Below are 13,241 nucleotides of genomic sequence, written 5' to 3'. Positions count from 1 at the left end.
GAAGAGTCGAGGGACGAGATGGATATTCAGGCAGAAATGCAGCGCATTGGCGCAGACGCCAAGGCAGCCAGTAAAGAACTGGCCTATGCAACGCCAGCACAGAAAGAAACCGCCCTGACCAAGGCGGCGGATGCCATGCTTGAACGGATGCCGGATATTATCGCTGCGAACGAAAAGGATCTGGATTTCGGTCGTGAAAAAGGCCTGTCGCCTGCGATGATGGACCGTTTGATGCTGGACGAAGATCGCATCTGCGCAATGGCGGACGGTGTGCGTTCCGTGGCTGCGCAGGATGATCCCGTGGGCAAGGTGCTTGCCGAATGGACCCAGCCGACAGGGTTGCGGATTGAACGGGTGCGCACACCGCTGGGCGTGATCGGCGTGATCTATGAAAGCCGTCCGAACGTGACAGCCGATGCCGGTGCGCTGTGCCTGAAAGCGGGCAATGCTGCCATCCTTCGGGGGGGCTCTGAGAGCTTTCATTCCTCTGCGCTGATCCATGAATGCCTGAAAGCCGGACTTTCTGCGGCGGGTCTGCCAGAAGCAGCGATTCAGCTGGTCCCAACGCGGGATCGTGCGGCTGTTGGGGAAATGTTAACAATGACCGATTACATTGACGTCATTGTACCCCGCGGTGGTAAGGGGCTGGTTGGTCGGGTGCAGGCGGACGCCCGCGTGCCAGTTTTTGCGCACCTCGAAGGCATTTGCCATATCTACGTGGATGCCAGTGCCGATGTTGAGAAAACTCGCGCTGTCGTTTTAAATGCGAAAACCCGCCGCACCGGAATTTGTGGTTCGGCTGAATGTCTGTTGGTGGACCGCGCTTTCTTTGAAACGCACGGCGCCCCGTTTGTTGAGGATCTGTTGAAGGCAGGTGTGGATGTGCGGGCTGACGCCGGTTTGCAGGGTATCTCCGGCGTATCGGCTGCCAGTGCCGATGACTTCGGGCACGAGTTTCTCGACATGATCATTGCTGCCAAACTGGTGGATGGTGTGGATGGGGCGATTGACCATATCCAGAAATACGGGTCCAATCACACCGACTGCATCATGGCCGAGTCAGAGGTTCCGGTGCAGCGATTCTTCTCACGGCTCGACAGTGCGATCCTGATGCACAACGCCTCTACCCAGTTTGCCGATGGTGGGGAATTTGGCATGGGGGCGGAGATCGGTATCGCCACAGGGAAAATGCACGCACGTGGGCCGGTTGGGGCTGAACAGCTGACCAGTTTCAAATATCTGGTGCGGGGCAACGGAACTATACGCGCTTAACTTCTCGATTTTAATGCGTGCAATCAGACACTTACGCGGATTACCTTGAGCATCTAAAAATCGGAAATAAAAAACCCGCTTGTGCGGGTTTTTTTGCATCTTTACGGGAACTTTTGTGAACCTCGCGCGTTAACCTATTAGAAACGCAATATTAACCGCCCCAAGTGCGAACGGGACCGCAATCCAGATGGACAAAGTTCGAGCGATAGTATTTTCCAACGCCCCCTGCATTGCAGGCGAGACCGGCTTTGGAAATCTGCGAAACAGAACGGGAGCCGAGACGAAGGTCCGCAGCCATACCCTTGATGTGATAGCTGGACTTCGCAACACCGCGAGAACGACCGCGCAGCATGTTATTGGTGCGTGCCGTGCGATAACCGGACAGAACAAGGAACGGTTCGTCAGTTTGCAAAAGGTTATGGGTCGCGGCGATCAGGTCTACATTGCGGCGATCCATGTTGCGAACCGCGTTTTGACGCCAGTCGCGCATGAAGTAGTTGATCTCTTCCAGCGCCGGTTCAACGTATTTGCCTTCAATCCAGTAAATCGTGTTCAGCGATTCACCAGTCCGTTGGTTCCGCAGGTTCACTTTGCGAATGTTGCCAGCACCTTTGTTGTAGCTGGCAGCCTTGGCGAAATGCGGTGCGGCTGGAATCATTGCGACTGCTGCGAAAGCGCCCAGCAGTTTGCGGCGCGATAAGATATCGGTGGAGGTGCCCATCATAGATAATTCTCTGTCTCGTCTCTGCGGCCACACTTTGTCGTGGCTCATTAGTGTCCCGGTAACGTTTGATGACGTTTTATTGCACATTCCGATTCGACCGCCAAGTTCAAGATTTTGGATGAGCGTTTTCCTGCTTATCCCAACCAAACCTGTCTACTTCTTCACAATGCGTGACGCGCATCACACATCACCCAGCTTTAGCGTGATAGATAAACAGCGATTTGGGCAATAATCAGTCACAACCCCGTTTAAACTAGGCCTGTGTAAGCGTTTAGGGTAAAAGGGAATTAAGGAACCGACAGTGTTAAAGAGGGATTAATGTATTTTTTTCGTACCAGATTATTTGGGGTCGCAACCGCAGCCGCAATCACATTGGCAGGGGGGCTAACCGGATCGTCGGTTCTGGCCAACACCACCAAAGTTGACCTCTCCGCCGCAATTCTCGGGGACACATCCATCGCAGCGGATGCCCGTCAGTTCTATCTCAACCGCAACTATGAACCGCTTTGGGTTGGCACCGAAAACGCCCCCCGTGCCAGCGCTCTCATTGATGCGCTTCGCAATTCTCCTGAGCAGGGACTTCCCGCGGCGAAGTACCGGATCGCAGAACTGGAAGCGGCGTTGCGCAAAGCCCGCGAGGGTGACGGATCAAAAACCGAGATTATGGCGACCCGCATTTTTCTTGATTACACGCAGGATTTGTCATCGGGCGTTCTGGAACCCATTAAGATCGACCGCGAGATTGCGGTGAAGCCGCCGCGCCGGTCCGAACTGGCGTTGCTGGAGGCAATTGCCAAAAGCTCGCCATCCGGTTTCTTCCGCGCATTGGTGCCTAAGCATCCCGAGTATACCCATCTTCTGAACGAAAAAACGCGATTGGAGCGTTTGATCGGGCAGGGCGGTTTCGGAGATCCGGTGCCTTCTGTCACAATGAAACCCGGCACGTCGAGCAAACATGTGATTGCGCTGCGGTCCCGTCTGTCCCGCATGGGGTACGGCGACCTTGGGGTTGATCCAGCCTATGACGAGACTGTTATAAGCGCGGTCAAAGCCTTTCAGGAGGAATACGGCATCAAGGTTGATGGCGTTGTCGGTCCAGGAACGCTGAAGGTGTTGAACACGCCGGTTAAGTCCCGCCTGAAACAGGTTCTCGTCAATCTTGAGCGGGAACGCTGGATGAACCGTGAACGGGGCCGCCGCCACATCGTGGTGAACCTCGCGAACTTCAGCTTTAACCTCTACGACAATAACCGTGTATCGTTTTCGTCAAACACTGTGATTGGCAAGGTCTCTAAGGATCGTACGCCGGAATTTCACGACGAAATGACCCATATGGTAGTGAACCCCACTTGGCACGTTCCCCGTTCCATCACGGGTAAAGAATATTTGCCGCTGCTGAAGAAAGATCCTGGCTTTTTGGCGCGTCGGAATATGGTGATCGTGGGGCGTAACGGGCGTACCGTGAACCCTTATAACGTGAATTACTCTCGCTATAACGCGCGGAATTTCCCATACAATATCAAGCAGCGTCCGTCCAAACGGAACGCCTTGGGGTTGGTGAAATTCATGTTCCCGAACAAATACAACATCTACCTGCATGACACGCCATCCAAAAGCCTGTTCAACCGCGATGTGCGGGCGTTCAGCCATGGTTGTGTACGTGTCGAAAAGCCGTTTGATTTCGCGTACAAACTGTTGGAACGTCAGACAGCAAATCCACAAGGTGCCTTCCATTCCTGGCTGGACACCGGACGGGAGCAGTATGTGAACCTCGAAACACCGGTGCCGGTTTATCTGGATTACCGGACGGCCTTTCAGGGTGAAACTGGCAAGATGAACTATCGCAACGACATTTACGGCCGCGACAAAACCATCTTTGATGCGCTAAGCAAAGCCGGGGTAGCCTTGGACCCCGTTCAAGGCTAGAACCGCCACAGATTTCGGAATTTCGGGCGCCGGAACGGGCGCCCGTTTTCGTTTAAGGACGACAACTTTACGAACATATCGGGGGCAACGTGGCCAGATTCACTATTGAACAGATCGCATCGGAACTCGGAGCAGTGGCTGTGGGGGACACAGCCCTTAAGGTGGCGTCTGTGGCTGAACCGGCCAACGCGCAAGTGGACCAACTCGCGCTCGCGATGGAGCCAAGCTACGCCGAACCGTTGCAGGCCGGAAACGCCCAAGCCGCGATCCTGTGGGACGGGGCGGATTGGCAGGGTTTGGGGCTGAAAGCCGCGATCTTTGCACCACGCTCGCGCTATGTGTTGTCCGGCGTGACACGGGTGTTTGAACATGCGCCTGACATCCCCGAAGGTATTCACCCCTCGTCCATCATAGATCCAACCGCGCAGGTGGGCGAAAACGCCTCTGTCGGGCCATTCGTGGTCATTGGCGCCGGGGCAGTCATTGGCCAGAACGCGCGGATCGCCAGCCATGTGTCCATCGGTCGGGACGCACGGATCGGGGATGACGCCACGATCTATCAGGGTGCACATATCGGCGCGCGGGTGGTGATCGGTGACAGGTTTTACGCTCAGCAAGGGGCGGCAATTGGTGTGGACGGGTTTTCCTATGTCACCCCGAAACCGGGCGCAGTGGAAGAAGCCCGCGCGACTGGGCAGATCACGCAAGCGAGCCAGACCGAAGGCTTTGCACGGATAAATTCGCTCGGCTCGGTGGTTCTTGGCGATCGGGTAGAGGTAGGGGCGAATGCGACCGTGGATCGGGGAACGATTGCCAATACGGTGATCGGCGACGGCACCAAGCTCGATAATCTGGTGCATGTCGGTCATAACGTCAGCGTGGGTCAAAACTGTCTGCTGTGCGGGCAGGTCGGCGTGGCTGGCAGCACCAAGATCGGCGACCGCGTTGTGCTTGGGGGGCAGGTTGGCGTTGCAGATCACATCACGATCGGGTCTGACGTTATTGCAGCCGGTAAGTCCGGTATTTCCAGTAACGTGCCTTCCGGGCGTTTGATGATGGGCAATCCGGCAATGAAAATGGACCTCAATATTGAATCTTATAAGGCCCTGCGCCGTTTGCCCCGCTTGATGGCCAAGGTCGCCCGTCTGGAAAAGACTGTTTTCAAAACGGACGAAACTGGGTAATCAAAGGGCCAAGTTCGTAGGCGAGAAGAGGGCACCATGTCCGTCAGTGAAAAGATACGTGAAATTCTGGCCGAACAGGCTTTGCTGTCCCCTTCTGATATCGCTGTCGATGCCAGTCTGGAGGACATCGGAATCGACAGTATGGGGGTGGTTGAGGTGATTTTCGCCATTGAAGAAACCTTCTCCATCGAAGTCCCTTTCAACGCCAATGATCCGCAAGCCTCGGCTTTTGATGTGTCTTCGGTTGGCGCGATTACAGCTGCAGTCAATCAGCTGATCGCAGAGCAGAAAGCGACAGGATAACCCGTGAGCCGTCGCGTTGTGATCACCGGTCAGGGCGCGATTTCCGCGCTGGGGCAATCCGCCAAGGCGACCGTATCGGCAATGATGGAAGGCGTCTGCGCCATTGCCCCGCTGGAGTTCCCCAATGCGGACCGCTTGTCAGTCGGGATTGGCGGGCAGATCAAGGGTTACGACCCAGCCGCCCATTTCTCCCGTTCCGAACTGGCACTGTTTGATCCCTTTACCCAGTTTGCCGTGCTGTCCGCCCGTGAAGCGGTGGCCCAATCAGGTTTGGATTTTGACGAAGCGCTGTCTTTGCGCAGCGGTGTCGTGCTTGGTTCTGCCGGTGGCGGGTTGCAGACGCAGGATGAAAATTACCGTCTGGTCTATGAAGAAGGTAAGAACCGCGTTCACCCCTTTGTTGTGCCGCGTTTGATGATGAACGCCGGATCAAGCCAGCTGTCGATGATCTTTGGGCTGCGCGGGGCGTGTTATACCATCGCCACCGCCTGTGCGTCGTCCAATCATGCGATGGGGCAGGCGTTCCATGCGATACGCGGCGGTTCGGCGGATGTGATGCTGACGGGGGGCAGCGATTCCATGCTTTGCTTTGGGGGGCTGAAGGCTTGGGAAGGGTTGCGTGTCATGTCTTCTGACGGCTGCCGTCCGTTTTGTGCCACACGCAACGGTATGGTGCAGGGCGAGGGGGCTGCGGTGTTTGTGTTTGAGGAACTGGAACATGCCCGCGCCCGTGGAGCGAACATTCTGGCCGAAGTGGCAGGCTTTTCGATGACAGCTGATGCCGGTGACATTGTCGTCCCCAATAAGGACGGCGCGGCGCGAGCTATTAGCGGTGCGTTGGCAGATGGTGGGCTGTCTGCGGCGCAAGTGGGATATGTGAATGCGCATGGCACAGCTACGGCGGTGAACGACCGGACCGAAATCGCAGCCCTGCGCACAGCGCTCGGCCCTGCGGCAGAGACTGTTGCCGTTTCCTCCACCAAATCCATGCACGGCCACATCATGGGCGGCACCGGTGCTGTAGAGCTGCTGCCCTGCATAGCGGCGGTGAAAGACGGTGTTCTTGCCCCGACTGTGAACTACGATACACCCGATCCGGAGTGTGATTTGGATATCGTCACCAATCAGGCACGGGACCAAAGGGTAGAGGTCGCAATCAGCAACGCCTTTGCCTTTGGCGGATTAAATGCTGTGCTCGCCCTTAAGCGTTTTTCCTGAAGCATTCTGTATGACAACAAAAAACCCGCCGAAGCGGGTTTTTCTAATTCTGCAAATCATGTGAAATCTTACTTCGGTGCGATAGCATTCCACGCAGCGGTGAACCCGCTCAGCGACAGGTCAAGCCCAAGCGGCTGGTCCGGGGCGGTCACGGAAGCAATCGTCACGACAGCATTGTTGCCGGCTTTCATCGCGCTAATTTCGCCAGCGGTCATGCCGAAACGAGCATAACAACCTAGGTTATCACACCAAGTGTAAGGATAGCGTTTCGCCTTGGCAGAATCGACTTTCATTACAACCTGCGCGGTCAGCAAAGACCCGAGCGGTGTCGCCAGATCAACGCCCGCAACAGCTTTGCCACCCTTAGGAAGGGCCTGCATATCCAGTTGCGCAATGGTGTTGCCATCCTCGTCTTTCAGCAGGTTAAACAGGCGGCATTCTTCTGCTTCGTCCGCAACCGCTTTGATGCAACGCACCTGCCATTCGCCGTGCTCTTCACGCAGATAGCCCTGACCTTCTTCGGGTGCAGCGTTCTCATCGGCAACCTTATATTCGTTGTCGGTTGCGGAGTTTTCTTGTGCAGCGGGTGCTTCGCTCTGGGTTTGCGCTGTATCTGTTTCAGCGGTTGTTTCCTGCGCGTAGGCCACCGGGGCGGCCAGAAAAGCGGCCAGTGCAAAGGGGATCAGAGTAGTCTTCATCAGGATGCCTCTTGGCTGTTTCAATTCATTTTGGGTTACATAAAACGATTTGGTCGGAATGTCAGGAAAAATTTTGTGATGTGCGGGGCTTTGCCCATTTCGAAGTCTTTTTCAGCCCCGGCAGTAAGGTGGAAATTTCTGCGTTTATATGTGGTTTAATTCCCGAAAAATCCAGCACCCAAAACGCGAAGAAGACGCTTGGAGTATTCTCCTAAGCGCCTTCAATTCTGCGTTTGCAGTTCTCCCCGTCGGACTAGCCGAACATTTGTAGGGGCACGCTAAGACAGAATTTTCCCCGCGTCAACAGTGGCTTGCTTTGTGAGCTTTGTAACTTATTAGGGATATACTAATCTTAACGCCCTTGACCATTTGGTAAAATAATGCGGCGGATTCTTCAGTGGCACCTGTGGAATTATGGGGTATTCTTTCGCCAAACACTCAGGAGCTTACCATATGGACGACGCAAATTCCCTCTTTATTGGTGGCGGCGGCCCCAACTATGCAGATCCCCAATCTCTCATCCTGAAATACGCGAACCGGCACGGGCTGATCGCAGGGGCCACAGGGACGGGCAAAACCGTAACGCTGCAAATTCTGGCCGAAAGCTTCTCCAAGGCCGGTGTGCCGGTAATTTTGTCAGACGTAAAAGGGGATCTTTCCGGGCTCGCCCATGCCGGATCGCCGGATTTCAAACTGCATGAAGCCTTCACCAGCCGTGCGGAAAAGATCGGTTTTGACGATTATGGTTACGATGCTTTCCCCGTCACCTTCTGGGATCTGTTCGGGGAGCAGGGGCATCCCGTGCGCACAACAATTTCGGAAATGGGTCCGCTGCTGCTCTCGCGTTTGATGGAACTGACCGATGCGCAGGAAGGCGTGCTGAACATTGCGTTCCATGTGGCGGATGAACAGGGGCTGGCGCTGCTGGATATGAAAGACCTGCGGGCGATGCTGGTCTGGTTGGGGGAAAACGACGACGCGGTTTCGCTGGAATACGGCAACGTGGCGCGCAGTTCGATTGGTGCGATCCAGCGGCGGTTACTGGTGCTGGAAAATCAGGGAGCAGATGCGTTTTTCGGCGAACCTGCGCTTGATCTCAATCACATGATTTCCACCACACAGGGCGGGCAGGGCCGGATCAATATCCTTGCCGCTGACAAGCTGATGCAATCCCCGCGGCTCTATGCGACTTTTCTGTTGTGGATGCTGTCCGAGCTGTTTGAAACCCTGCCCGAAGTGGGTGATCCTGACAAACCCAAGTTGGTGTTCTTCTTTGACGAGGCACATTTGCTGTTTGACGATGCCCCAAAGGCCTTGCTGGATAAGGTGGAACAGGTGGCGCGATTGATCCGTTCCAAAGGGGTTGGCGTTTACTTCGTGACGCAAAATCCGGCGGATGTGCCGGATGATATTCTTGGCCAGTTAGGAAACCGGATACAACACGCGCTGCGGGCCTTTACGCCGAAGGACCAGAAAGCGCTGCGGCTTGCGGCCGAAACATTCCGCGCCAATCCCGCCTTTGATACCCGCGAGGCGATCACACAGGTCGGTGTCGGCGAGGCGCTGGTCTCCACGCTGGAGAAAAAAGGTATGCCCTCTGTGGTGGAGCGCACTCTGATCCGGCCACCATCTTCGCAGCTTGGTCCGATCTCGGCGCCGGAGCGCACGTCGGTGATCGCGCAATCCCCTGTGGCCGGCCTCTATGAGGCCGTCGTGGATCGCGAAAGCGCTTTTGAAATCCTGCGCAAACGGGCCGCGGATGCTGCAGCGGAGGCGGAAAAGCTGGAACAGGCTGAACAACAGGCCGAAGATGCGGAAGAAGCCGAGGCAGAGCGCGCCCGTGAATTCCAGCGTGCGCGTCGTTATGACGGCGGATCAAGCCGCAGTAAGGGTACCAGCAAACGCAGTTCCCGCAGTGACAGTGTTGGAACAACCTTCGCCAAATCGCTGGCAAGGCAGCTTGGCACCAAGACCGGTCAAACACTGGTGCGGGGCATCCTCGGCAGCCTGTTTAAAGGACGCTAATAGCTCTTTTTGGTTCAAATATCCAAATCCTGCTCCCACCGGAATAACGGATCTTTCGGTGGGGCATATGCGGATAAGTTCCGTATAAGTTCTACCCCTGTTCCGTTATTGTTCGGTAAACGTTCTACAGAGGCTTGATCCGCAACTGGGTGATTTTGTTCTGCTCACGCTCTATTATTTCAAACCGGAAGCCGTGAAAGGCAAACACCTGTCCGGCCTCGGGGATCATCTGCGCTTCGTGGATCACCAGACCGGCAACGGTGTTAGCTTCATCATCAGGCAAGGACCAGTCGAGCGCACGGTTCAGGTCGCGGATCGTCATCGCACCGTCGATAAGGTAATGACCGAGGGTATCGATTTCCGGTGTTGGCTGGTCGTCCACGTCGTGCTCGTCCGAAATCTCGCCAATGATTTCCTCGATAATATCTTCCAGCGTGATCAGCCCCTGAAGGGCACTGTATTCGTCTACAACCAGTGCAAAGTGGGTCTTGCGGCGCAGAAACTCGCGCAGTTGATCGTCAAGCGTTGTAGTTTCGGGCACGAAATACGGGGTCATTGCCACATCGAGCACGTTGAACCCGTCAAGGTTTGGCGCAGCATCCTGTTCGCCGCGCAAGATTCTGTTGACCGCCCGCAGCAAATCCTTGGCGTGCAGTACACCGATAATGTTTTCTGGATCGTCCTGCCAGACCGGCAGACGGGTGTGGGGGGAGGTCAGGCATTGATTGATAATATCCTGCGGCGCGTTTGAAGCATCGACCATCTCCATATCGGAGCGGTGCAACATGATTTCCTCAACCTCGCGGTCTTTCAGATCCAGTGCGCCGAGCAAACGGTCTCGGTCATCGCGGTCCACGGTGCCCTCCACATGACCCAGAGAAATCGTACCGGCAATCTCTGCCTGCGCGGCGGAGGCTTCGCTTTCGGCTTCGGCACTCACGCCCAGCGCCCGCAGAATGCCCCGCACGATCAGTTGCACCAGATTTACAATGGGTGCCAGCACAGCGACAACAATGGTGATTGGCAAAGACACAAGCGTAGCCGCTTTTTCGGATTGCAGGATCGCGTAGGTTTTTGGCAGAACCTCGGCAAAGACCAACACAAGAACGGTCATGATCAAGGTGGCAAGGGCGACACCACTTTCCCCGAACAGACGCATAAACAGGCTGGTGGCCAGTGAAGCTGCAAGGATATTCACAAGGTTATTGCCCAGCAGCACCGCCCCGATCAGACTTTCCGAGTTTTCTGTCAGCCGCAGCGCACGGTTTGCACCGGCAGAGCCGCGATCCGCCAAAGAATGCAGTTTACCCCGCGACGCCGCAGTCAAAGCGGTTTCACTGCCCGAAAAGAAAGCAGAAATGGCCAGAAGACAAATGATGCCCCCGATTGTCAGCCACGCGCTGAGATCCATAGTAGCGGTTGCGGTTTGCGCCGTATCCATCCGGTATTTTCCTTACAAAAGGCTGTGTTGTTGCGATCTTACCCTGCCTGCAAATAAACCGGAATAGGGCGAAGGATCAATCATCCGCGTCAGTTTGGCTGCAACGGGGCGTCAGGAAAGTTTACTCGTCCGCAAGGGGATGATGGTCCATCACCAGTTTTTTGAGGTTCTCATCCAAAACATGGGTGTAGATTTCCGTCGTGGCCACATCCGCATGGCCCAGCAACATCTGGATCACCCGCAAATCCGCGCCACCAGCCAAAAGGTGGGTTGCAAAGGCATGGCGCAGAGTGTGGGGGGTCACGGCATCAGGGCTAACACCGCCGTTCACAGCGAATTCCTTTACCAATGTATAAAACCGGATGCGTGTGAGATGCCCCAGTTTTCCGTTGGACGGAAACAAAAAACGCGAAGGTTGTTTCCCTTTCAGCCTTGCGGTTTCCTCATCTGCGTCGCGACGTTTCAACCAGGCTGCCACTGCCATTTTCGCAGGCGGTGACAGCGGCACCAGCCGTTCCTTATCGCCCTTACCCCGCACCAGCAGCATTTCGGGATTGCCCCGCACTGCGGCGACGGGCAGGGACACCAGCTCGCTCACCCGCATTCCGGTCGCGTAGAGAAGCTGGATCAGACAGCTGTTGCGCAAACGGTCGGTTTCGCTGCGCCCCGTGGTCTGGGCTGCCTCCAGCAAGCTGTCCACTTCTACCTCGCTCAGGGTTTTGGGCAAATGGCGCTTTTTGCGGGGGCCGCGGATTTGTGTGGCGGGGTCATCCTCGCGCCAGCCCTCTTCAAAAGAAAAGCGGAACAACTGGCGCAAGGAAGACAACCGCCGCGCGCGGGTCGCCTGCGCCATGCCACGCTGGTCCAGCGAGATCAGATACCCTTCCACATCGTCACGGGTTGTACGGGCGAAATCAGTGTTCGCACTGGCGAGAAACGCGCTGAACTCTCGGAGGTCGGCGGCGTAGGCTTTGAGCGTGTTTTCAGAGGCATCATGTTCGGCGTACATGGCTTCGAGAAAGGTTTCGATCCAGTTCTGCATCAAATCTGTCCGGCTTTTTGCAAGAGAACTGCCAGCGCGATCTGGCGGGCGTCATCTTCCATACCGGCCAGCAAAAGGGCTGACAGACAAGCCTCCACCGCCAGCGGATCGGAATAGCGCGCTGCAATCAGGTCGGTGGTAGAGCGCAGGATTGCCTCTCCGAAGCGGCCCTGACGCGCATCTGTTACCGCTGAAACATCGAGCGTGGTGCCTTCAAATGCTGCTTTGATTGCGGCCTCAATGTCGTTTTTCGGGTTCTTCAACGGGTCGCCCTGTGTGATGGCCTGCAAAAACGCCTCAGTGCTGTTCTGCGGTTCATAGCCAAAGGTCAGATCGGCGTAATCGGTCTGGATCAACCACAGACGATAGCGGATCGCGGCGGCTTTGGGCGACAACTGCATATCGCGCAGTTCATCGGCTGCCATACCAGACAGCGCAAACTCCAATCCGACAGTGCGCAAGGTGCGATAGGCTTCGGGCAGGGCCAGAGACACGGCGTCTTCATCCGCTTGGTCGATGGCATCGATCAGCTTTTGAACCGCCGAAATTCGCACCCAGATCCCGCCCGACGCCGCCGGTTCGCCGTCTTGGTAAAGCGCGATCAACCGGTCAGGGGGGATCGCACCGGAACGCACCAGCCGTTCAGTGGCGAGAACCTGATTGCGCCATCCGGTCTGGCTGTGAAGGTCTCCGTGCAGAAAGGCCAGCGGCAGGGCGCGGCCGCTGCGGGGCAGGGCGAGAGCTTCGCGAAGGGTGAAATCAAGTGCCGTCAGCGGGGAAGGTGGCGGCGGTGCATCGGCTTCCTCGAACAACTCCGGATCCAGAAATCGGGCAAGTAGTTCTTCATCCGCATCGCCGATCTGGCCCAATGCCTTGGCCGTGGTCAGCGTCAATGCGGCAGCGGACCAATCGTTGGCGCGCGCCAGACAAAAAACCCGCGCTTTAAGGTCCGGTGACAGGCTTGGGTTGCGCAGCATCGCAGCACATGCAGATTGGGCGCGACCTGCCAGCAATCCCACATCAAAGGCACGGTGGAACAACGCGGGGGTATGCTGTCCGGCGCGGTCCAGTAAGGCCTCTGCCTGCTCCAGCGCACCGGCGTTGATCAGATAATCCACCCGCGCCAGCAACAACGCACCTTTCTTGGAGTTGTAGCGGGGCGGGTTGACCTCGCTTAGCACGATCCGTTGCCAAAGCGCGTTGATCCGTGGCAACGCCCTTTCGTGAAAGGGTGCCACCAAACGGGAGAGCGTTGCCACATCGCTATTGCCCCAGAATTCCTGTGGAATGCCGGACTGTTCGGGGCTTAAAATGCCCACTGCATCGGTCTGGACTGTATCAAGCTGGCTTGTGCGGATCGCTTCGGTGGTAATGCCCCCGACGATCCCCTGTGCCAGTGCGGACAAGG

General features: G+C 56.3%; 12 protein-coding genes. 7 read left to right on the top strand and 5 right to left on the bottom strand.

Going from position 1 to position 13,241, the window contains the following annotated elements; all coding sequences use genetic code 11:
- The first annotated feature begins 18 nt into the window (after window positions 1-18).
- A complete protein-coding gene (locus IEX10_RS11050; protein ID WP_188674922.1) occupies window positions 19-1,272 on the top strand; it encodes a glutamate-5-semialdehyde dehydrogenase in 1,254 nt (417 codons plus the stop codon).
- Between the two features lie 151 nt (window positions 1,273-1,423).
- Here IEX10_RS11050 and mepK read toward each other — a convergent pair whose 3' ends face one another.
- A complete protein-coding gene (gene mepK, locus IEX10_RS11045; RefSeq protein ID WP_188674919.1) occupies window positions 1,424-1,996 on the bottom strand; it encodes a peptidoglycan L,D-endopeptidase MepK in 573 nt (190 codons plus the stop codon).
- A gap of 318 nt (window positions 1,997-2,314) precedes the next feature.
- On the opposite strand from mepK, the gene IEX10_RS11040 reads away from it, so the two are divergent.
- The 4 genes from IEX10_RS11040 to IEX10_RS11025 all read left to right on the top strand — a co-directional run bounded on the left by IEX10_RS11040 (window position 2,315) and on the right by IEX10_RS11025 (window position 6,627).
- Complete coding sequence (locus tag IEX10_RS11040) at window positions 2,315-3,922, top strand: L,D-transpeptidase family protein (RefSeq protein ID WP_188674916.1); 1,608 nt, start codon at window positions 2,315-2,317, stop codon at window positions 3,920-3,922.
- 89 nt (window positions 3,923-4,011) lie between these two features.
- A complete protein-coding gene (lpxD, locus tag IEX10_RS11035; RefSeq protein ID WP_188674913.1) occupies window positions 4,012-5,106 on the top strand; it encodes a UDP-3-O-(3-hydroxymyristoyl)glucosamine N-acyltransferase in 1,095 nt (364 codons plus the stop codon).
- A 36-nt stretch (window positions 5,107-5,142) separates the two neighbouring features.
- Window positions 5,143-5,409: an acyl carrier protein gene (locus IEX10_RS11030; RefSeq protein ID WP_188674910.1), complete on the top strand. Its 267-nt coding sequence runs from the start codon at window positions 5,143-5,145 to the stop codon at window positions 5,407-5,409.
- A gap of 3 nt (window positions 5,410-5,412) precedes the next feature.
- Complete coding sequence (locus tag IEX10_RS11025; RefSeq protein WP_188674908.1) at window positions 5,413-6,627, top strand: beta-ketoacyl-[acyl-carrier-protein] synthase family protein; 1,215 nt, start codon at window positions 5,413-5,415, stop codon at window positions 6,625-6,627.
- 68 nt (window positions 6,628-6,695) lie between these two features.
- On the opposite strand, the gene IEX10_RS11020 is transcribed toward IEX10_RS11025, so the two are convergent.
- Window positions 6,696-7,325, bottom strand: coding sequence for an invasion associated locus B family protein (locus IEX10_RS11020; protein WP_188674904.1), 630 nt, complete (start codon window positions 7,323-7,325; stop codon window positions 6,696-6,698).
- Window positions 7,326-7,336: 11 nt separating this feature from the next.
- Here IEX10_RS11020 and IEX10_RS11015 point away from each other — a divergent pair, with 11 nt between their 5' ends.
- Window positions 7,337-7,540: a hypothetical protein gene (locus IEX10_RS11015; protein ID WP_188674901.1), complete on the top strand. Its 204-nt coding sequence runs from the start codon at window positions 7,337-7,339 to the stop codon at window positions 7,538-7,540.
- A gap of 238 nt (window positions 7,541-7,778) precedes the next feature.
- Window positions 7,779-9,350 carry a helicase HerA-like domain-containing protein gene (locus IEX10_RS11010; RefSeq protein ID WP_188674898.1) on the top strand — a complete coding sequence of 524 codons (1,572 nt, stop codon included), beginning with the start codon at window positions 7,779-7,781 and terminating at the stop codon, window positions 9,348-9,350.
- A gap of 124 nt (window positions 9,351-9,474) precedes the next feature.
- Here the strand turns inward: IEX10_RS11010 and IEX10_RS11005 are convergent, their stop codons facing one another.
- The 3 genes from IEX10_RS11005 to IEX10_RS10995 form a co-directional block, all read right to left on the bottom strand.
- Window positions 9,475-10,791, bottom strand: coding sequence for an HlyC/CorC family transporter (locus tag IEX10_RS11005; protein ID WP_188674895.1), 1,317 nt, complete (start codon window positions 10,789-10,791; stop codon window positions 9,475-9,477).
- Between the two features lie 121 nt (window positions 10,792-10,912).
- Window positions 10,913-11,833 carry a site-specific tyrosine recombinase XerD gene (locus IEX10_RS11000; protein ID WP_188674892.1) on the bottom strand — a complete coding sequence of 307 codons (921 nt, stop codon included), beginning with the start codon at window positions 11,831-11,833 and terminating at the stop codon, window positions 10,913-10,915.
- On the bottom strand, window positions 11,833-13,239 hold the full coding sequence (locus IEX10_RS10995; protein ID WP_188674889.1) for a hypothetical protein: 1,407 nt from the start codon (window positions 13,237-13,239) through the stop codon (window positions 11,833-11,835). The genes IEX10_RS11000 and IEX10_RS10995 overlap by 1 nt, the downstream gene beginning before the upstream one ends.
- Window positions 13,240-13,241 lie beyond the last annotated feature (2 nt).

Origin of the sequence: Neptunicoccus cionae (assembly GCF_014643735.1) — a bacterium.
GTDB lineage: Bacteria > Pseudomonadota > Alphaproteobacteria > Rhodobacterales > Rhodobacteraceae > Amylibacter > Amylibacter cionae.
The sequence above is the reverse complement of the archived record's forward strand: the minus strand, read 5'-3'. Positions and strand labels throughout refer to the sequence as shown.

What these genes read in the sequence shown, in the direction of transcription:
- IEX10_RS11010 (WP_188674898.1), top strand. Translation starts at nt 7,779, where the DNA reads ATGGACGACGCAAATTCCCTCTTTATTGGTGGCGGCGGCCCCAACTAT.
- mepK (WP_188674919.1), bottom strand. Translation starts at nt 1,996, where the DNA reads ATGATGGGCACCTCCACCGATATCTTATCGCGCCGCAAACTGCTGGGC.
- IEX10_RS11040 (WP_188674916.1), top strand. Translation starts at nt 2,315, where the DNA reads ATGTATTTTTTTCGTACCAGATTATTTGGGGTCGCAACCGCAGCCGCA.
- IEX10_RS11030 (WP_188674910.1), top strand. Translation starts at nt 5,143, where the DNA reads ATGTCCGTCAGTGAAAAGATACGTGAAATTCTGGCCGAACAGGCTTTG.
- IEX10_RS11000 (WP_188674892.1), bottom strand. Translation starts at nt 11,833, where the DNA reads ATGCAGAACTGGATCGAAACCTTTCTCGAAGCCATGTACGCCGAACAT.
- IEX10_RS11020 (WP_188674904.1), bottom strand. Translation starts at nt 7,325, where the DNA reads ATGAAGACTACTCTGATCCCCTTTGCACTGGCCGCTTTTCTGGCCGCC.
- IEX10_RS11005 (WP_188674895.1), bottom strand. Translation starts at nt 10,791, where the DNA reads ATGGATACGGCGCAAACCGCAACCGCTACTATGGATCTCAGCGCGTGG.
- IEX10_RS11050 (WP_188674922.1), top strand. Translation starts at nt 19, where the DNA reads ATGGATATTCAGGCAGAAATGCAGCGCATTGGCGCAGACGCCAAGGCA.